Below are 18,352 nucleotides of genomic sequence, written 5' to 3'. Positions count from 1 at the left end.
CACAAACTCAATTGTTCATATAGCTTAGTGTTTAAAACTTTAGGTTGTTTAGCTTCAATTTCAGAGTTGTTTGCTTTCTGTTTGGTAATTATCGAAGTCATCACCTTGTGCATGCTTCAAAAATATTTACGGCGTTTGCGACCAAATCTTGATTTTGCCAGTAAATCCCGCCACCATTGGGCCAAAAGGAACGCCTTGGTCGCAGGCTCTACTGGTTTCCATGTTGTAGCGGCATTGATTTAAAAGGTATATCGTATCTGTGAATGATTATGTATACTTATAGTTTACACTCTACCGTCTATCAGTTATACTATCATCAAGAGTTACCAGAGACACGGTGGGCGGTTGCCCCCTGCAAGGGGAGGTGATGCCATGTACATAACATTTGACGGTCTTATGACCTACACACTTGTACTTTGTACGGTTATCGCCTTAGTCGTTAAGATTAAGCGTTAGTTTTTATATAAAGTAAAACACCCGTCCCAACCTTCAAAATCGGACGAGTGCTTTTACTTTAACCATTTTGGAGCGACCGTTCATCGGTAACTCTTTTCTTACCTGTATTATATGCTATGCGAGGAGCCAAGTCAATAAAGCGATGTGCTTTTATCTTCATAGAAGAAACTGAAACGGATGCTCGGCTGTTTGTTTCCAAAAGAAATATCATTTTGCTTGTGAAAAAAGTGAATTACCGCTGTCCGGCCCGTACTGGCCGGATAGCTAATAATCCCTTACTGCCTAAGCTAACAGCCCAGCAGTTTAGCCACTTCCAGTAAGGTCCCGTCCTTGCCGACATTCCCGGGGAAGATGATATAGGGTATATTTTTATACGCACCCTCAGATTCACTTTTCCAAACGGGAATACCAGGCTTGATTTGCCCCAGCACGGTTGCTCTCCTGATCTTCAGCGCTTTTGTGGCTATATCGCTGGAAGTGATGCCTCCCTTGGCAATGACAAACCTGGGGACCGTTTCCACGCGGCTGACAATCGATGAAAGCGCATCCGATATTTTTACAGAGCGGATTAACACAGCTTCTTTGGTATCACCTTCAACTTGTAAAGGCTGGCGCTTGGTAAAAATCACAGCTGTTTTACCCTCTTTAAGCTCCTTTTCCGCCTCGCTCGCAACACGCTTTTGTTCGCCAGCAAGTGCAATTTCATCCAAAACGCAGTCGGAGTCGAATTGAATAAAAACAGCATTTTTCAGTCTTTTGAGTTCATTCAGCTGCCTGGTTGTTTTCTCTGCGTATGAACCGACTATAATAAGTCCCCCGGCATCTCCCCCTCCAGCAGGCAACTGCCTTCTATTGAGCAGCGCGGCATCGCTGATTCCTCCTAAAACCTTTACAATAGATGCTGCCGAACGAATCAGAAAAGATTTCCCTTTACCGACCGCCCGATAGAAAGCGGTGCAGAACACCTTCAAATCCTGATAGTCCACCGCATTGACAATCACTTTATGATAATCCCTTATCTGGAGCAGCAGGCTTTCAATTTTATCCAGTTCGCCATTTCGGAGCATTTCCAAAGAAATCGAACTTACAGCTTCGGCAGCAAATGCCCCGGACGTTTTCTCTTCAATATACGCTTTTAAATTGGAGGAACGGTATCCAAAGGTTTTGTCTTTTGCGAATTCCGTATTCCCTGCAGGAATCAAATTCTCCCCTTCTTTTACGTAGTGAACATCGTCAATCGTCAATCTCCCGCCTTCCAGGAAGAAGGGACATAAGATTTCCCCGTCCACAGGAAATTCTTGTTCCAATACCGATCGCAGGGTGCTGGTTTCCAAAGGGAAATGGCCTCTGAGCGTGGAATCGCTCCTGCTTATGATAATAAAGTCTTTCCCTTTTTCTTTAGAAACTGCTAAAATCGTTTTGCCTATTTCTTCGTGCAGGGTCTTGGTTTCCGATTCTGTCATAGCTCTCGAATTTGTCAAAATGTAAAACAGCTTATTGGGTTCGTCAAAGCCTGCGCTGATGCTGCTTTTACTCCAGTCCGTATATACCGAAACTCCATGCACGGTCTGCGTTCCTGTGGGATCATCGTCCAGTACAACAAGCTTTTTATCATTTTTTTCAATCTCTTTTTGTAAGATATGGTCTATGTCGCCCATTTGTTTTAAGGAACATATTTGAACGCTGCCTCTTTCAAGTTCTGTTTTTTTCATCTTATCTCCCTCTTCAAGCTTCAACCGACTTCCACTCCTGCCAGCCTTTCAAAATACTGAATGATGCCGCAATGATCGTCTTCCATGTTTCCGCTGACATCCAGCGCCTGCATAACCTGAAAAAGCTGCGCTGTGAACGGTAGCGGAATCTTTTGATCCTTTGCTGTCTCCAGTACGTTCTTAATATCCTTGTGATTGATGGCAATCTTTCCCCCAGGTGTAAAATCCCGTTTCAGAATCATTGGTAGTTTGGCATCCAGAACTTCGCTGCCGGCCAATCCTCCCCGGATCGCTTCATATACTTTTCGCGGATCTGCACCAGCCTTTTTTACCAGGACGAAAGCCTCCGAAACTGCGGCAATGGACAGATTGACTATAATTTGATTTGCCAGTTTGGCAATGCTTCCGCTGCCGGATCCGCCGATAAGAACAGAACTACTGCCCATAATTTCAAAATACGGCTTTAAAAGTTGATAGCTCTGCTCATCGCCGCCAACCATAAAGGACAGGGTTCCATCAATAGCTTTCGGCTCGCCGCCGCTGACCGGAGCATCCGCAAAGCCAATACCCATCTGTTCCAGCCGCTTATGACAGTATTGGGATTCAGCCGGTGTTACCGAACTCATATCGCAGATCACTTGCGGTTTCTTTATTGAAGAAGTCAGTCCCCCCTCTCCAAAGATAACTTCCTTTACGATATCTCCATTGGGCAGAATCATAAAAACCAAGTCGCATTCCCTGCCGACCGCCGAAATCGTACCAGTATGAATCCCCTGTTCCTTTGCCATCCGCAGGACGTTATTGTCCGCGTCATTTACCAGAACATCCGCGCCAGCACGAAGGAGATTCAGCGCCATTGGCCTACCCATAATTCCCAATCCAATAAAACCTATTTTCTTCATATACATCCCTCTTTCCGGCAACCTGTTGTTGCCCAGTATCCTTTTTTCCATATAAGCGCTATTGATCAATTTTTTTCGCAGTACGAAGAAGGATGATCGCTGCTGCATATAAGACGATCGTCGCCACTGTGAGCACCCACATGAAGGTGTCAAACATCTGGTCCATTCCGTAAGTCTCATCATAATAGCTTTCTCCCCCGGCTTCGTACCATGGAAGGAAAAAACGCCCTGCCAGACCTACGGTCGCAAGCATCAAGCACAAATTTCCGATTCGCTTTAGATCTCCTCGACCCAGCTTTGTCCTTGGATTCAGCGGATAATGATCAGGATCGCTCACAGCCAATCCCCCATATCTTCTTTTCCAGAATACATATATAACCGGGCCGCTGACAAGTCCTATAACTCCGCCGATAAAGTAATCGGCACCATTGACAAACAAAGCGCAGACTGCCAAAATGATGGGAACAATACAGATAACTGTAAATACGCCGTCGCTGACAGGAAGCTTGAAGGTTCTCTCCTCATCGGGAATTGTTTTTCTCAACCGAATAGCTGCGATATAAATGACGATATACGAGGTCATGAAGAAAAATACATCGATTACTACAATCGCAGTGAAGTCAAACTGGCACATAATGATATCTACTGCGCCCATGATTAAGATTGGAACGTAAGGTACGCCCCTTTTTTTTGATACCTTGACCAGAATCGGCGGCGCTAACCTGTCATGGGACAACGTGAAAAACCCTCTTGAGCTGGTGGCAATATACGCATTGCATAAAGCTGCCATTGCCCCGGCAGAAATAAAGAGAAAGACGATGCCAGTCCAAGATCCCAGATAATTGGTTAATACCGTATGATAGCCTACCGGTGCGGAAGGATCCGTACTCCAGTTCTCCCACTGTCCGATGGATGCCAGACCTCCGGTAATTGGAAGTACATAGGTTGCAATGATCAGCGGTAGAGCGATCACCAAGGCTTTGGGAATTACTTGGGGCTGCTTGATCTCCCCCGCAACCGTGGATAGGCTTTCGTAACCCGAGTACATCCACATTCCAATGATGATCCCGGACGCTGCTGCTTCGAAAAGCCCCATGCCCTCGGGTACGAACGGATCAAAGGGATTGTTGCTCCAATGCACGAATCCGAGAATGGCAATCAGCCCAAAAGCAGTTAGAACTAACAGGATAAAAAATCGGGTAACAACGCTGACATCTCCAATTCCGCGGATGTTCAGACCAATCAAAAGAATGACCAGCGCTACTCGCAAAATATAAGTCTCCGTTTGATTGAGTTCCAGCGCCATTCCTATGTACCCGCTGGCCAAAACGATTGATTCCGCATTTCCTATATAGCAGGAACAGGTTCGCCACCAGTTGGATTGAAAACCCCAAAACTCGCCAAGTCCTTCCTGGACCCATTTATAATAGCCGCCTTCTACCGGCCGGGCGCCTCCCAGCTCTGCGGAAACAAACCCCATAGGCAGGCCCCAGATAAACGGAATCACCAACAGCAAAATAATCGTCATGCCGGGCCCGCATGCAGGAACCATCTCTTCCACGCCATACGCTCCTGCGGCCACCAATGAAAACACCATCGTAATAGCAGCCAAAAGACCTACGTGATATTGCTTTATCTCACCGCCCGTTTCGAATTTTTTCATGTTTTTCCTCCCTTCATTCCACCAGAGGAGAATCCGGGTCCACAATCTGCAGTTCCCACGGTGTCGTGCCCAGGATTCTGGCTTCTTTTTCCGTAAAAACAAGTGTATCCACAATACCGAATCCAGTTTCAAAATTCACCACCATTCCCGGTTCGAACCTGGCGCCATTGGAATCAATATATGGATCATAAACGAAGTTGCCTACCCAATCGGGAGGAAAGGAGATCCCAAGTTCATAGCCGCCGAGCCAGTACTGTTCATCCCAGGCACCCTCGTCTTTAATGAATCGTGTTATCTCATCGTAAAAGTCATCGATGGACAAATTGGGCTTGATAATCTTTGCCACCTGTCTCATAATTTTCCCTGCCATTGCGTAGGATTCAGCGATTTCTTTTGGCGGTTCCCCCAAGGAGTAGGCCCGCACCTGATCGGCATGGTATCGATTATAAACGCCGCACAGATCCACTGCCACCGGATTATTTCGGATCAGCTTTTTCCTTCCCGCAGGTGAATGAACCCACCAATATTTTCCCGTTCCAAAACGGCACATATCGACCAGCGACATGCTCTCGCCGCCCGCTCTCATCATGGCCGAGGTGTATTCAGCGACCAGTTCCAGTTCGGTCATCCCTTCATGAAGGTTCTCCCGGATGGCTCTATGTCCAATATCTGCAATATGCGCTGCTTTCTCAATGCAGTTAATTTCCAGAGGCGACTTAATTGTTCGGATATCGAGAACAATGTCCGTTCCATCAACGATTTTCGCTCCTTTTGCTTCCAGTTTTGCCTGAAAGATTTCACTCACGGTTCTGGGCGGGCGGTAACTCCCCATTTCCAGGGCTACCACACCTTTGAGCCAGCCTTCGTTGTAAAGATCCTTAACCACCAGGTCCATGAAGTCCTCGCCCGCAGCCGGGCATTCCCGTTCTTCCCCCATCATCACATTCTGCGGTATATCGTTCTTGATTCTCGGATCTGTGCAGCATGTGCTTCCATATACGGCTCCCTCTTCATCAACGCAATCGAAGATCATAAACTTATCCGAATTGACATGAATCGCGGCCCCTGTAATCTTTGTATCATTCCACACCGGGGAGGAATTGGCTCTGTACCAGATTAATTTGAGACCGCTGACGTAATAAACGTTTTCGGGCAAAGTCAAATAGAGGGTATCTATGCCTTTTTCCTCCATCTTTTTTCTTATTTTATTCAAGCGATTTTTATATTCATACAGCGGAAATGGCAGTTCCATATCTTCGCTGATCAAAGTCAGATCTTTCATCGGTTCAATCAATTTGCTCATTCCTCTTCCTCCTATTCAATAATCTTCAGTTCATGAGTGGTGTTGGTCAGGATTTCGGCTTCGTGCTCTGTAAAAAGAATGGTGTCTGCCACACCCATGCCGGTCTTAAAGGCGATAACCATCCCCGCTTCAAAACGCTCCTCTTTATAGATCATATCGGGGCCGTGGACAAATTCACCGCACCAGTCCGGCGGAAACGCGATGCCCAGTTCATAGCCGCCCATCCTTTTGGTGCTTTCCCGCAGACCCAGTTCTTCGCAGACTTTCATCAGTTTTTTGTAAAATTCTCTTACTGGCATATTGGGTTTTAATATACGTTTTACTTCCTCCATGACCAGTACGTTTGCCTTATGGCAGGTATCGGCAAAATCCTGATCCGGCTTTCCGATATGATAACAACGGCCCATATAAGCATGATAGCGGTTATACACTCCCGCCAGGTCGACCTGGACCGGTTCGCCGGGCATAATGAGCTTTCTTCCGGCAGGGGCATGGCCGCACCAAAGCTTCCCCTTTCCGCTTTTAACCATATCCACAATGGCCGGACTTTCGCCTCCCGCCTTCATCATCGCATGGGTATAGATACCTGCCGCCTCCAGTTCTGTCATGCCGGCGCGAAGTTGATCAGCTATAGCTTTATGACCAATATCGGCTATGGCGCTGGCCTTCCTTATATAATTGAGTTCCATGGGTGATTTTTTTCTGCGGATTTTTACTAACAGATCCGTGCCATCTGTAACCGAACAGCCTTTCTGTTCAAATCTTGCCCGCATGATATCACTTACATGCCTGGGCGGTCTGGAGCATCTCATTTCCAGGGCGACCTTTCCTGTAAGCCACCCCTCCGCTTTCAGGTTGTCTGTGATGAAGTCATAAGGATCTGATCCTTTATCCTCGGATTCAAAAGGTCTTTCGTCCATGATCCGAACATCCGCAGTGCAGGTTGAGCCGGATACCAGCCCATATTCGTCCGCCGTCTCGAACAGAATGAAATAATCATAGTCTACATGTACTGCGATTCCTGCAGCTTTTGACCCGTCCCACGCGGATGATGCCCCTGTCCGGTACCATGTCAGATTCAGGCCGCTGACATAATACATACTTTCAGGAGAGCTCAAATAAAGCAAATCAATCTCCCGTGCGGCCATTTCTCTGCGAATTTTTGTGAGCCTCACCTGATATTCTGCCAGAGGGAACGGCAGCCGCGTGTTTTCGTAGACCACATCCAATTCTGGCAATACTTGGACTTTTTGATTCGACATGTTTTAACTCCTTTCAGTTCCATGAGCATTAACAAAATATTCATATTGGTATTGCGAAGGTTTTTTGCATAGTGTAAAATGAACCCGGAAAAGAGGAACTCATTATGCAAAATACAAAACCTTTACAACAAACGGCTTATGATTATATTCAGGCTTTAATATTGGACGACCAATTTCAATACGACCAGATTTATTCTGAAACAAAATTATCGAAAGAAATTGGTATCTCTCGCACCCCTGTAAGGGATGCTCTCCTTCGTCTGGCGCAGGAAAAATATATTGATATCATCCCCAGTAAGGGATTTTGCCTTCACCAGCTGACACATAAGGACATTATCGAAACCTTTCAAGTACGCTCTGCGATCGAAGGTTACTGTACTTACCAAATCACGCAGAATTATAATAGCGATCATGCCCGTCTTCTTTTCGATAAACTTAACGGATACTTACAGCTGCAGAGGGAGATTGCGGAAAACTCCAAAGATATCAATCAGTTTGTCGATTATGACAATCAGTTTCATATCGAAACAGTTGCCTATGCGGGTAATTCAGCCTTTAACCAATTATTCGGAAGCTTTATCTACCAAATCAAACGGCTGGCTGTCCTCTCGCTGAAACACGAGGGCCGGATGCAGGCCACGATCAAGGAACATGAGGCTATACTAAGTGCTATGCAATCCGGTGATCTGGCAAATATTTATGATATTACTATGCTCCATATGGAAAATCCTAAAGTACTCAATCTCGAAGATATTGTATAAGCTGCGGGCCAGGTCATAGCAGGTTATGATCTTGCCCCCGAATCGGCTCTTTTCGAATTTGCTCTGCGACCAGGTGTCTCTTTGGGGACAATGGTTGCGGGATTTGCTTATAAATTTGAAATTTGGTCGCAAACTCAAAACCATTCTCTGCATTTTGTTGTATTTAGACTGCGTTTGACTAAATAGAAACGTCTATCCAATTTCGCGTTGTAACGCGCTAAATTATTTCCGGATCTTTTCTCATAAAAAACAGACAAAAGCGGACCTTTTTTCAACCTTTCTTACCTTTGCGGGTCAATCTTAAGTGGAAATTTCACAAAACTAAACCTGGAACACCCGCAAACCCACAGGTTTTATCCGCTCTGACCCAATTTCAAAGAAAAAAGCTCCAGGCCGTCTCCTTGCCAGACAGCTCATAAGTTATACGATATTCACCAATTGAACCGGCTTCGCCGCAAGGTTGAATATACGTGAAACTTACTCGACGTAACTCATAAGTTATAATTTTGGTTTTAACCAGCATACCGGTATACCGGTATTATACCTCAGACTATCTTGCTAGGCAAGTCTTAATAACAAAAAATTCTGTATATTTTGCTATGCAAAAAAATACAGAATTTTTATTTCCTTTACCGGCGGCGGCCTTTTCCCTTCATTCTTTGACAAAAAGAAAAATTCCAACGTCCGAAAACATTGGAATTTCATCTTTGGAGGCGACACCCAGATTTGAACTGGGGAATAAAGGTTTTGCAGACCTCTGCCTTACCACTTGGCTATGTCGCCGTATGTAGGCAAAGCACAAGGCTTTGCCAATTTTGTTGGCTAGGGTAGCAGGATTCGAACCTGCGCATGATGGAATCAGAATCCATTGCCTTACCGCTTGGCGATACCCCATCGTAGTTTTATAAAATTGGGGTGGATAGTGGGATTCGAACCCACGCATAATGGAGCCACAACCCATTGTCTTAACCACTTGACGATACCCACCACATAACGCATATATATTATAACCCGCAAGCTGCGTCGCAGCGAGTTTCAATATATTCAACCTTTCAGCAACGCTGTTTTTTCCGGTGAATATATTATATATGCCGTCAGCTACTTATGCAATACTGATTTTTAAAAAATTGGCGATCCGGAACGGGCTCGAACCGTCGACCTCCAGCGTGACAGGCTGGCATTCTAACCAACTGAACTACCGGACCGCAAATGGTGGGCGCTATAGGGCTCGAACCTATGACCCTCTGCTTGTAAGGCAGATGCTCTCCCAGCTGAGCTAAGCGCCCGAAAGTGGTAGCGGCGAGAGGAGTCGAACCTCCGACCTTCCGGGTATGAACCGGACGCTCTAGCCAACTAAGCTACACCGCCACATCAGTACTTTCGAAGTAACTGCAAGAGTTATATTACCATTTCGTGGTCGATATGTCAACACATTTTTTCAGATAAAATCAGATAAAATTATTTATTCTTTTTCGACACTCAAAACTCCTGTGACAATCAGCCCTTTGTCTTCATATACTATATTAGATTACCCTGGATACGGGCTCCTTATTCTACATAATTTTTAAATTCGAGAAGGAGAACATACTATATGAATTCAGAAATTTTTGCTCTGTCCCACCTTCCAGTAGGCGCAAGCGGCACCATCATCAGCATCAATGCCCGTGGACTGGAAAAAGACAGATTTATAGATCTCGGCTTCGCTCCGTCGCTGAAAGTCAAAACGCTGTTCAAAAGTCCCGCACAGAATCCCACAGCTTACGAAGTGATGGGCGCCGTACTTGCGCTGCGGCGCGAAGATGCCGAAAAAATCATAGTACGAAAAGGAAATCAGGCCTTATAGCCTGATTTCTTCTATGATATAATGCTAAACAGATCTGACTTGTGTTATAATAATTTCATGAAAAATCTAATACGCAGCACCACTCAGCTGGCGATGTTTTTCGTATCCCAATACCTTCGCCCCGGAGGGACGGCAGTCGATGCCACCTGCGGCAACGGAAACGATACGGTCGCGCTGGCCAGAGCAGGCGCAAAGGATATCTATGCGTTCGATATTCAAAAAACAGCCATCGAACGCACCAAAGCCGCCCTTGTAAAGGAGAATCTGTATTCTGAAAACATCCATCTGATACAGGACAGCCACGAAAACATGGGCGCATATATAAAGGGAAACGTTCAAGCGGTTGTATTCAATCTGGGATATTTACCTGCCGCTTCAAAGGAGATCGCTACCTGTGGGGAAACGACTGTAAAAGCCGTTAAGGCAGCGCTCCGACTTCTGTCTGTGGACGGGCTGGTGTGCATTACCATGTACAGCGGCCACCCCGGAGGCGAAGAGGAAAAGCGGAAGGTCCTGGAGCTGGCCCGCGGCCTGGATCAACGAATCTATCATGCCGCATATATCAATATGCTCAACCAGCAAAACCATCCGCCTGAAATATTGCTTATAACGTTGAAAAGAGGTGTTGAATTTGAAGAAGACTAAAATTGTATGTACGCTGGGGCCTGCCAGTTCAAGTGAAGAAGTCCTGGAAAAGATGCTTTTGGCCGGCATGAATGTGGCGCGTCTCAACTTTTCTCACGGGGATCATCAGGGGCATGGTGAAATGATCCGCAAATTCCGAAAAGTAAGAGACCGTCTGGGACTGCCTGCGGCAGTGCTGCTAGATACCAAAGGCCCCGAAATTCGTCTTGGAGATTTTGAGGAGAACGGCGTCGTTTTGGAAAATGGTCAAACCTTTACCCTGACGGCTGCCGACGTACTGGGTAATCAGGAGCGGAGCACCATCACTTACAAAGACCTGCCCAGGCAGGTGACTTCCGGCACAGCAATTCTGATCGATGACGGAAGGGTTGCGCTAAAGGTACAGAGAACGGAAGGCGACGACGTTATCTGCCGGGTGACAAACGGCGGGAAAATCAGTAATCGCAAGGGAGTAAACGTTCCGAAAACACATCTGGATCTGGAATATCTCAGTGAAGCCGACAAACGGGATCTGCTTTTCGGAATTGAAAATAACGTAGATTATATTGCCGCATCCTTTGTTCGTACGCCGCAGGACGTAATCGATCTCCGGAATTTTCTCAGTGAAAACGGTGGAGAAAAAATAAAAATCATTTCCAAGATAGAAAACATGGAGGGAATTGACAATTTCAAGCAGATTCTCACCCATTCCGACGGCATCATGGTCGCCAGAGGCGACATGGGTGTAGAAGTAAACTTTGCCAAGCTGCCGGGTATTCAGAAAAAATTCATCAAGGAATGCTGCCAGGCGGGGAAAATTGTCATCACTGCCACTCAAATGCTGGAATCCATGGTGGCCAGCCCCACTCCTACAAGAGCGGAGATCACCGATGTTGCCAACGCGGTATTTGACGGAACCTCGGCTGTGATGCTTTCCGGCGAAAGCGCCATGGGGAAATACCCTGTGGAAACCGTAAAGGTCATGGCGAAAATCGTTAAGCAGGCGGAAAGAGACGCCTTTGATGTCAATCTATACAAAATCATGGATTACGAAATGGACGCCAGAGATAAATCCAACGCCATTGGACATGCGGCCTGCACCACAGCCCAGGATTTAAAGGCCAAAGCAATCATCGCCATTACCCGATCCGGTTATACGGCGGAAAAGATGTCAAAATTCAGGCCGATCCAGCCCATCGTCGCCGCTACGCCAAAGGAGAAAACATTCCACCAGTTGGCCCTCTCCTGGGGAGTTTACCCGGTTCTGACCGAATATGAGGATCAGTGGGACATGCTGCTTGAGCAGGCTGAAGGCGGAGCAAAGAAAATGAAAGCCGTCAAAGAAGGCGATACGGTTGTTATCAGCGCCGGCCTTCCGCTGCAGAGTACCGGAAGAACGAACCTGATCCGGGTAGAAACAGTCAAATAAAATATCTGTTTTAAACCATTTCCTGCTAAATGGCCTGTTCTTTAAAAATGAAGCGCTCCGATCATTGCAAAATTACCCATATTCTCCTGAAAACAAGAGAATATGGGTAAACTTTTTTATACGAACAGGATCGGGCAAAGTTCCTTTTTCCAGCCTGCGCTTTTCTTCGATTGCCTACTTGCCTGCCGCCGGCTTTTCTTTCACGGCCAGCATCTCAATGTATCCCCTTTTGCCGATCGGTTCCAGCTGTATCCGGGGGTTTTCCGGATCTCTTTCATAGCCTGCGGTGCTGAGGTCATACTTCTCAATCGCCTGCTGCACCTCTTCAATCGCCTGACAGTAATCCTCTTCTGAAAAAGGTTCTCCCTGAAACATTATGTAGTCAGCTTCCGGCAGCTGAATCATATCAAAGCCTTCGGGAACCGGCCCCTGGAAATCCAAGGACACTTCAACTCCCTGCACATACTGCGAAGTCCCCGGACGGCGGTATTTTTCCGGCAGCCACAGGCATACCGGCTCTCCGCTTATGGAAGAGACGCTGGTCAGCAGTCCCCATACATCGCAGCCAACCTCCTCGCAGTATTGAAAATAGTCTTTTGCATCCTTTCCCCGTTTGATCAGCACTTTTCTTTCAGGCCTTTTAATCATACGAATAAACACATTCTTCACTTCACTCATTTGTTTACGCTCCTTTCCAAGCTGGTTGTATAGGACTCCATAAGGAGTGAACAAATACAGCGGTACCGGGCTTTTTACGTATTCGCCGGGATTGCATCCAAACTCACGAAAAAAAGCTCTCTGGTAGCCTTCAGCGCTCTGAAAACCCAGGTCAAAAGCCGCGTCAATTACCCGGCAGCCCTCATCCCTTAGTCGCAATGCCGATTTTGACAGTTTTAACCGTCGGATGTAATCGGCTGGCGTGTAGTTCGTATAATCCTTGAACAGCCGATAAGAGTACCAGGGAGAGAAGAGCGATACTTTCGCCAAATCTGCCAGGGTAATGGTCTCTGCGATATGTTTTTCTATATAATCCTGCATTCTCTGTACGGCCTTGCGCTGTTCCTGCATGTTCCCACCTCCTATGCTTCTTATGATACTGTGTTTGCCCGCTGCTTTCTCGACTTATTTTGCCATATTGCCGTTGGTGCCGCTACCGGAGAAATTTAGCAAGGGCGCTGACACAGGCAGCTGCGGCCAGCTGCAAAAATAATCGCCGAAAAAAATACAGGATCATCCTGATGATGGGGACAATCCTGCGGTACTTTTACTCCTTCGTGCTTTAAAACAGCAGAATTTTTCTAGCAGTCAATGCCGGCTTTCCTCGCCTGGCTGCAGAGTAAGCGTACGTTCAAAGTGTAGTTTTTATTGTCTTTAATGAAGTGAGTCCCGCACTGCCTGAATTGAAAGTGTACGTGTTTTCGGACGCATTGCTCCCGGATATTCAGGACCCAGTCATAGTCCAGCGGGCGGGCGTACCGGTCCGATTCCCCACCAACGACCACCAATTCAACGCCGTGGAGGTGGCTTTCTATGTCGATTTTCTCGAGCAGGGGCTGACAGATAATATTTTTATGCTTGATGGGCAGCCGATCGAAAATCGCAAGCCGGTAATCGGCTCGATCCTGGTTTTCAATGGTACAGCCGACCGTAACGTTCTCATAGCCATCGCCCCAGTCGTTCGGCATACAGGCTTCAAATCGTTCTATGCGCTTGGTCAGAAACAGAAAATGCAAGTCAGATCGCTCCCGGATCATCTGCCAGCACTCATCCCGCCACGGGTCCGCGTCTTCCAGAAGAAAGTCGGTGGAAAAGCAGAGATAAACCGTCTGTCCCGACTTCATTTTATAGGTTCCCTGTTTTGTCTTTGCGATGGGTGCGGAAAAGTTTTTCGTCTTTACGATATCGTTGGTATCAACTTTCCTTCTGCTGTCACCCTTATGGATGTAGCAGAATTTGCATCCCTCGCTGTGTTTGTGGCAGCCCCGCCACGGATTCCACATAGCCATGTTGATGTCCCCTTCTTCTTTGTGTGTTGACGGTGCGCTTTACTTTTTGAGAATTCTCTTTAAATATGCTGCATCAAGCAGATTCACTGTCTCGAATTTTCCTTTGTAAAACACGCCCCAATTGTTGAATACACAGGGCAGCGCCTTTGCCTTTTGCAGCGTGTCCACTTGCATGAAATTGGCAGGAACATCATTGGCTTCACAATATTTTTTTACCCGCTCAATGGCTTGGTAGACATAGGGGCATTGCATATCATAATAAATTGTCAGTTCTTTGCTTTCAATCTCCGGATTTTTGACATTTTGCGCAAACTTCGGCGTTGTTCCGTCAAAGGAAAGGGCGAGTAGTTCATATCCGTAGTCGGTGGTATCCACAACCTCAAAGCCAAAGCTTTTGGCAAATGCCTGATCCGAAAGCCAGGATTTTTGTTTTTTAGCTCCCAGCATGCAAACGCCGGATCTGCCCTTTTCTTTGGCATCGGCCAAGCAATACTCCATCAGTGCTTTTCCGTACCCTTTTCCTTTGTAGGCGGCGCCCAAAACCCATAAGCAGTACAGATAGTAATAGTTGTCGCCGATTACGGGAACCCAGGCGGTTTCAAGGGGCGCGTATTCAATAAGGACCGTGGCCTTTTCATCTAGCTTTCGAAAGACGTGGCCTTCTTTCAGCCGGTCTGAAAGCCATTGCCGTTTTGCTTCAATACCCGGATGGGTCTTCCTGGTGCGTATAATGCAGCTCAAATGTTCATCCGCAAGGTTTTCTGCTGTTAAGTTTATAAAATCATTACTCATTTGATACCTCTTATTTTCACTGGCCGGACTGTGTTCTTCTACAAAATGGGGATCTGTTTTGGCGGCGCCGCAGGGCTGCGTGGCCAGGGTCAATGCAGCGCAAAATTACAGTTTTTAGGCAATTTTGTGTGGGCATCGGTGCTCAAACAGTCTGTCTCGTACACAAAAGCGGTTAACTATAGTTGCTATCTCCGTCGGAGGGCGGTGGCAAGCCCGCTCTCCTTGCCAACTTTTGCTCTGCTTATTCGGCAGACTTTTCTTTATCACTTGGAAACTCAATTCCCAAAATTTCCATAAGGTTTCTGTATGCCTCTATCTCTGTACTGCCTCGCTGGGCTTCCTTTATTAGAAATCTCTGCATTTCTTCTTTTGTCATTTCTTCCATTTTATCTTCCTTTCTCCCGCTTGCCCGAGTAATTAAGCTGTTACCCAGCTCAATTATTAGTTTATCATTATTTTACTATAATGTAAATATTTTACATTATATATTTCTTGCCTTTCTTGAGTACGCCACCACAATTGATGTAGATATTATGATAACATATTTCTTGTATTTGGGCGAGTTTATAAAACTTTGCTGCCCTATGGTTTCAACTTTTAATCCCCTTAAGTTGATGTACCGTATCAAGTGTCGGCGGCCATCCATGTTAGCAGCCTCTCAGATGCGTTACCTACCGTTTTTCCGTGGAAGAAACACGGCTGAAAAAACTGCCCAAAAGACAAATTCCTATTTTTATCAACATGCAGCAAAAAATCACGTCTCTGTTGACCCTTTTTCAAGGATACAGAGCCTGCGAGCGCAGAATCGCAATCGGTACTGCCCCTTTGAACAGGAGTAGAGACCGCAACCCTTGAAAAGGCTTCAACAACAAAGACGAAACGAATCCGCTGTTGAACAAATATGTACATCGCTTAAAAAAGCTGCGACCTGGTTTGAAATATAGGAAATGCCACGCATTAGATATTTCCTGTATTATGAAAAAGAAGGGCTTTTATCACCCTCCTTTGTCCATTGCTTTTGCAGCGTCTTTAATTCCTGCTCACTCGCTCCGCTTCATCCCTGCGGCACCGGTAATACTCCTTTTTGAACGCGATCATCTTCTCATCGGCATCTCTCACCACCTTGTCCAAATCAAAATCAGCGTCCTGCGTTTCAACGCCGTAAGAAATGGAATAGCCCGCCTGTTCTACCGCTTCATATAGCAACCGGGCCGCAGTGGTCACGGCTTCTTCGCTTTCATTTTTACAAAGAATCAGAAACTCGTCGCCGCCCATTCGATAAATGTCGTTATCGGGAAAATAATCTTTGCACAAATTTGCAATTTCCCGCAGCATGGAATCTCCCGCACTATGGCCATGGCGATTATTGATTCCATGCAAACCATTGACATCGATAAAAACCGCAGAAAGCGTGTTTAAATCGCCGGCCTGAAAAGCTTCTACATCTTTAATAAAACGATTTCGATTCAACAGTCCGGTACTGAGATCAATGGTGTTGAAATACTCCAGTTCCTCCTGTTTTAACAAAAGGGCATACTGGTACGAGCGGATGCGGATGGCAATATAGGTGGCAAAGGCAAAATTAGCCACAAACAGGAAGGGGAATCGCAGCATAAAGGTTTCGTTATATGCATATTGAAGCAGCCCGTTCAACGGGCCGATGAACACAAGCATCAGCATAACAAAGTGGTACGCGCTGATGATAAAGCCGACTCGAAAATCAATCGATATCATTACCGCGTAGGTGGCGACCAGCAGCCAGAGGGCCGCAAACCCTTCATTTCCGCCCATAACCGTATATAAGGTAAAGACCGCCATAAAAATGAGATAGAACATTCCACGCAAGAATTTTGAATTACCTTTATATTTGCTTAGAAAATACCCGATTACCAGAAAAACCGCACTGAGGCTTGTTGTGGCCAGCATTACCGAAGAATGCTGTTTAATGTTCAGCAGGCTCATAACCACAAACACCGCAGCCGCGATCACTGCGATACCCCGCTGGTTTCGATCTCTAGCTCTGCTTTCACGCTCTAAAATGTAGCGATCCATATATAGAATATCTTTGATCTTTTCAACCAACTCTTACCTCCTGTGTCCGATTCCTTCCAGCCATGTCTCCAACGCTCTATATTATACTATGCCTCAGCAATCCGGGCAATATGCTCCGCGTTTCACCTCTGCCCTTCATTTCTCGTGCTCCCGTTTCCACGCTTTAATCTGCTCCAGCCTGGCCTTATACTTTGCTTCCAGCCCCTGCTCCGTGGGCTGATAATACTCTCTGCCTAAAAGGGAGTCCGGCAGGCACTGCATGTTGGTCAGCTTATCTTCCGTGTCATGGGCATATTGATAGCCTTCACCGTATTTCAGATCTTTCATCAGTTTGGTGGGAGCATTGCGGATCACCAGCGGTACAGGCTCGGAAAGCTGGGTCAGCGCATCCCTTTTCGCATGGCCGTAAGCCGTGTAAAGGGCATTGGATTTCGGCGCCAGAGACATATAAACCACAGCCTGCGTCAGATGTACGGTACATTCGGGCATACCGATAAAATGGCAGGCCTGATATGCGGCTACTGCGATTTCCAGCGCCCGCGGATCAGCCATTCCGATATCTTCGCTGGCAAACCGGGTCACCCTGCGGGCGACATAAAGCGGATCTTCGCCTGCTTCCAGCATTCTCGCCAGCCAGTATACGGCTGCGTCCGGATCGGAATTGCGCATGGATTTGTGCAGGGCCGAAATAATGTTGTAATGCTCCTCGCCGGTTTTATCGTAGAGCAGCGACTTTTTGGAAATGCACTGCTCCAGCGTTTCCTTAGTAACTGTGATCGAATCGCCCTCCGCTTCTCCGTTGAGCACCACCATTTCCAAAGTGGAGAGGGCTGTCCGCGCATCGCCGTTTGCAAAGGCAGCGATTGCCTCCAGCATGTTATCGTCAATAATAACATGCTGCTCTCCAAATCCCAGGGGACTTTTCAGGGCACGGGTCAGCAGATCTTTCAGCTCTTCTGTTTTCAGGGACTGCAGCACGAAAACCTTGCAGCGGGAAAGAAGCGCGCCGTTAACCTCAAAGGAAGGATTCTCCGTCGTCGCCCCGATCAATATAATGCTGCCCTTTTCAACAAAAGGCAGAAAAGCATCCTGCTGCGCTTTATTAAAGCGGTGGATCTCATCGACAAAGACGATGGTCTTTTCGCCAAAGCGTCGGTTTTCCTCTGCTTTTTGCATAACGCCCCGAATCTCTTTAATTCCGCTGGTCACAGCCGAAAAATCAATGAAAGCCGCCTTTGTACGGCCTGCGATGATCCGCGCCAGGGTCGTTTTGCCCACGCCCGGAGGCCCCCAGAAAATCATAGAGGAGATCTGATCGCTTTCAATTAAACGATACAGGATTTTCCCTTTGCCCAACAGGTGGCGCTGCCCCACAAATTCATCCAGAGACTGGGGCCGCAACCTGGCAGCCAGCGGCTGGGTTTCATTGTTTTCAAAGAATGTAATTTGCTCCATAAGCTTCCCTTTCTTTCAGGACTTTATCCGTTCTCTTATTTTATCATAAAAAGCGGGATACGAACAGTTGTTTGCAGAACAGATTACAAACT

Annotated in this window: 15 protein-coding genes and 6 tRNA genes; 4 read left to right on the top strand and 17 right to left on the bottom strand. The window is 46.7% G+C overall.

The window, feature by feature from the left end; translation table 11 throughout:
- Nucleotides 1–743: 743 nt before the first annotated feature.
- The 5 genes from NE619_RS09790 to NE619_RS09770 are packed head-to-tail and all read right to left on the bottom strand — an operon-like array spanning nt 744 to nt 7,298.
- A complete protein-coding gene (locus NE619_RS09790) occupies nt 744–2,168 on the bottom strand; it encodes a four-carbon acid sugar kinase family protein (RefSeq protein ID WP_256132234.1) in 1,425 nt (474 codons plus the stop codon).
- A 20-nt stretch (nt 2,169–2,188) separates the two neighbouring features.
- Nucleotides 2,189–3,070: an NAD(P)-binding domain-containing protein gene (locus NE619_RS09785; protein WP_256132233.1), complete on the bottom strand. Its 882-nt coding sequence runs from the start codon at nt 3,068–3,070 to the stop codon at nt 2,189–2,191.
- Between the two features lie 58 nt (nt 3,071–3,128).
- Nucleotides 3,129–4,733, bottom strand: coding sequence for an APC family permease (locus NE619_RS09780; protein WP_256132232.1), 1,605 nt, complete (start codon nt 4,731–4,733; stop codon nt 3,129–3,131).
- A 13-nt stretch (nt 4,734–4,746) separates the two neighbouring features.
- The gene (locus tag NE619_RS09775; protein ID WP_256132231.1) at nt 4,747–6,036 is read right to left on the bottom strand and encodes a M24 family metallopeptidase; all 1,290 of its coding nucleotides are present in this window, start codon (nt 6,034–6,036) and stop codon (nt 4,747–4,749) included.
- 11 nt (nt 6,037–6,047) lie between these two features.
- On the bottom strand, nt 6,048–7,298 hold the full coding sequence (locus NE619_RS09770; RefSeq protein WP_256132230.1) for a M24 family metallopeptidase: 1,251 nt from the start codon (nt 7,296–7,298) through the stop codon (nt 6,048–6,050).
- A 104-nt stretch (nt 7,299–7,402) separates the two neighbouring features.
- Here NE619_RS09770 and NE619_RS09765 point away from each other — a divergent pair, with 104 nt between their 5' ends.
- A complete protein-coding gene (locus tag NE619_RS09765; RefSeq protein ID WP_256132229.1) occupies nt 7,403–8,059 on the top strand; it encodes a GntR family transcriptional regulator in 657 nt (218 codons plus the stop codon).
- 708 nt (nt 8,060–8,767) lie between these two features.
- Here NE619_RS09765 and NE619_RS09760 read toward each other — a convergent pair.
- The 6 genes from NE619_RS09760 to NE619_RS09735 all read right to left on the bottom strand — a co-directional run bounded on the left by NE619_RS09760 (nt 8,768) and on the right by NE619_RS09735 (nt 9,427).
- Nucleotides 8,768–8,842: transfer RNA gene (locus NE619_RS09760), tRNA-Cys, on the bottom strand.
- 36 nt (nt 8,843–8,878) lie between these two features.
- Nucleotides 8,879–8,953: transfer RNA gene (locus NE619_RS09755), tRNA-Gln, on the bottom strand.
- 17 nt (nt 8,954–8,970) lie between these two features.
- Nucleotides 8,971–9,046, bottom strand: a tRNA-His gene (locus tag NE619_RS09750).
- A 141-nt stretch (nt 9,047–9,187) separates the two neighbouring features.
- Nucleotides 9,188–9,264: transfer RNA gene (locus NE619_RS09745), tRNA-Asp, on the bottom strand.
- Nucleotides 9,265–9,269: 5 nt separating this feature from the next.
- A tRNA-Val gene (locus tag NE619_RS09740) sits at nt 9,270–9,345 on the bottom strand.
- 5 nt (nt 9,346–9,350) lie between these two features.
- Nucleotides 9,351–9,427, bottom strand: a tRNA-Met gene (locus tag NE619_RS09735).
- A 223-nt stretch (nt 9,428–9,650) separates the two neighbouring features.
- On the opposite strand from NE619_RS09735, the gene NE619_RS09730 reads away from it, so the two are divergent.
- The 3 genes from NE619_RS09730 to pyk are packed head-to-tail and all read left to right on the top strand — an operon-like array spanning nt 9,651 to nt 11,955.
- Nucleotides 9,651–9,902, top strand: a complete 252-nt coding sequence (locus NE619_RS09730) for a FeoA family protein (RefSeq protein ID WP_256132228.1) — start codon at nt 9,651–9,653, stop codon at nt 9,900–9,902.
- A gap of 57 nt (nt 9,903–9,959) precedes the next feature.
- Nucleotides 9,960–10,547 carry a class I SAM-dependent methyltransferase gene (locus NE619_RS09725; RefSeq protein ID WP_256132227.1) on the top strand — a complete coding sequence of 196 codons (588 nt, stop codon included), beginning with the start codon at nt 9,960–9,962 and terminating at the stop codon, nt 10,545–10,547.
- Entirely contained in the window at nt 10,525–11,955 is a 1,431-nt protein-coding gene (pyk, locus tag NE619_RS09720; protein ID WP_256132226.1) for a pyruvate kinase, read from the top strand. Before NE619_RS09725 ends, pyk begins: the two co-directional genes overlap by 23 nt.
- A 174-nt stretch (nt 11,956–12,129) precedes the next feature.
- Here pyk and NE619_RS09715 read toward each other — a convergent pair whose 3' ends face one another.
- The 6 genes from NE619_RS09715 to NE619_RS09690 form a co-directional block, all read right to left on the bottom strand.
- Nucleotides 12,130–13,023, bottom strand: a complete 894-nt coding sequence (locus NE619_RS09715) for a helix-turn-helix domain-containing protein (protein WP_256132225.1) — start codon at nt 13,021–13,023, stop codon at nt 12,130–12,132.
- 230 nt (nt 13,024–13,253) lie between these two features.
- The gene (locus NE619_RS09710; protein WP_256132224.1) at nt 13,254–13,961 is read right to left on the bottom strand and encodes a DUF5131 family protein; all 708 of its coding nucleotides are present in this window, start codon (nt 13,959–13,961) and stop codon (nt 13,254–13,256) included.
- Nucleotides 13,962–14,000: 39 nt separating this feature from the next.
- The gene (locus NE619_RS09705; protein ID WP_256132223.1) at nt 14,001–14,753 is read right to left on the bottom strand and encodes a GNAT family N-acetyltransferase; all 753 of its coding nucleotides are present in this window, start codon (nt 14,751–14,753) and stop codon (nt 14,001–14,003) included.
- A 241-nt stretch (nt 14,754–14,994) separates the two neighbouring features.
- Complete coding sequence (locus tag NE619_RS09700) at nt 14,995–15,138, bottom strand: hypothetical protein (RefSeq protein ID WP_256132222.1); 144 nt, start codon at nt 15,136–15,138, stop codon at nt 14,995–14,997.
- A 644-nt stretch (nt 15,139–15,782) separates the two neighbouring features.
- Entirely contained in the window at nt 15,783–16,835 is a 1,053-nt protein-coding gene (locus NE619_RS09695; protein WP_256132221.1) for a GGDEF domain-containing protein, read from the bottom strand.
- Between the two features lie 105 nt (nt 16,836–16,940).
- A complete protein-coding gene (locus tag NE619_RS09690; protein WP_256132220.1) occupies nt 16,941–18,260 on the bottom strand; it encodes a replication-associated recombination protein A in 1,320 nt (439 codons plus the stop codon).
- Nucleotides 18,261–18,352: the final 92 nt, after the last annotated feature.

The organism is Anaerovorax odorimutans (assembly GCF_024459955.1).
Lineage (GTDB): Bacteria > Bacillota > Clostridia > Peptostreptococcales > Anaerovoracaceae > Hominibacterium > Hominibacterium odorimutans_A.
Note: the sequence above shows the minus strand (reverse complement) of the source record. Positions and strands in the feature narration are given on the sequence as shown.

Coding starts and splice junctions, on each gene's coding strand:
- NE619_RS09790 (WP_256132234.1), bottom strand. CDS start 2,168: ATGAAAAAAACAGAACTTGAAAGAGGCAGCGTTCAAATATGTTCCTTA.
- NE619_RS09785 (WP_256132233.1), bottom strand. CDS start 3,070: ATGAAGAAAATAGGTTTTATTGGATTGGGAATTATGGGTAGGCCAATG.
- NE619_RS09780 (WP_256132232.1), bottom strand. CDS start 4,733: ATGAAAAAATTCGAAACGGGCGGTGAGATAAAGCAATATCACGTAGGT.
- NE619_RS09775 (WP_256132231.1), bottom strand. CDS start 6,036: ATGAGCAAATTGATTGAACCGATGAAAGATCTGACTTTGATCAGCGAA.
- NE619_RS09770 (WP_256132230.1), bottom strand. CDS start 7,298: ATGTCGAATCAAAAAGTCCAAGTATTGCCAGAATTGGATGTGGTCTAC.
- NE619_RS09765 (WP_256132229.1), top strand. CDS start 7,403: ATGCAAAATACAAAACCTTTACAACAAACGGCTTATGATTATATTCAG.
- NE619_RS09730 (WP_256132228.1), top strand. CDS start 9,651: ATGAATTCAGAAATTTTTGCTCTGTCCCACCTTCCAGTAGGCGCAAGC.
- NE619_RS09725 (WP_256132227.1), top strand. CDS start 9,960: ATGAAAAATCTAATACGCAGCACCACTCAGCTGGCGATGTTTTTCGTA.
- NE619_RS09715 (WP_256132225.1), bottom strand. CDS start 13,023: ATGCAGGAACAGCGCAAGGCCGTACAGAGAATGCAGGATTATATAGAA.
- NE619_RS09710 (WP_256132224.1), bottom strand. CDS start 13,961: ATGGCTATGTGGAATCCGTGGCGGGGCTGCCACAAACACAGCGAGGGA.
- NE619_RS09705 (WP_256132223.1), bottom strand. CDS start 14,753: ATGAGTAATGATTTTATAAACTTAACAGCAGAAAACCTTGCGGATGAA.
- NE619_RS09700 (WP_256132222.1), bottom strand. CDS start 15,138: ATGGAAGAAATGACAAAAGAAGAAATGCAGAGATTTCTAATAAAGGAA.
- NE619_RS09690 (WP_256132220.1), bottom strand. CDS start 18,260: ATGGAGCAAATTACATTCTTTGAAAACAATGAAACCCAGCCGCTGGCT.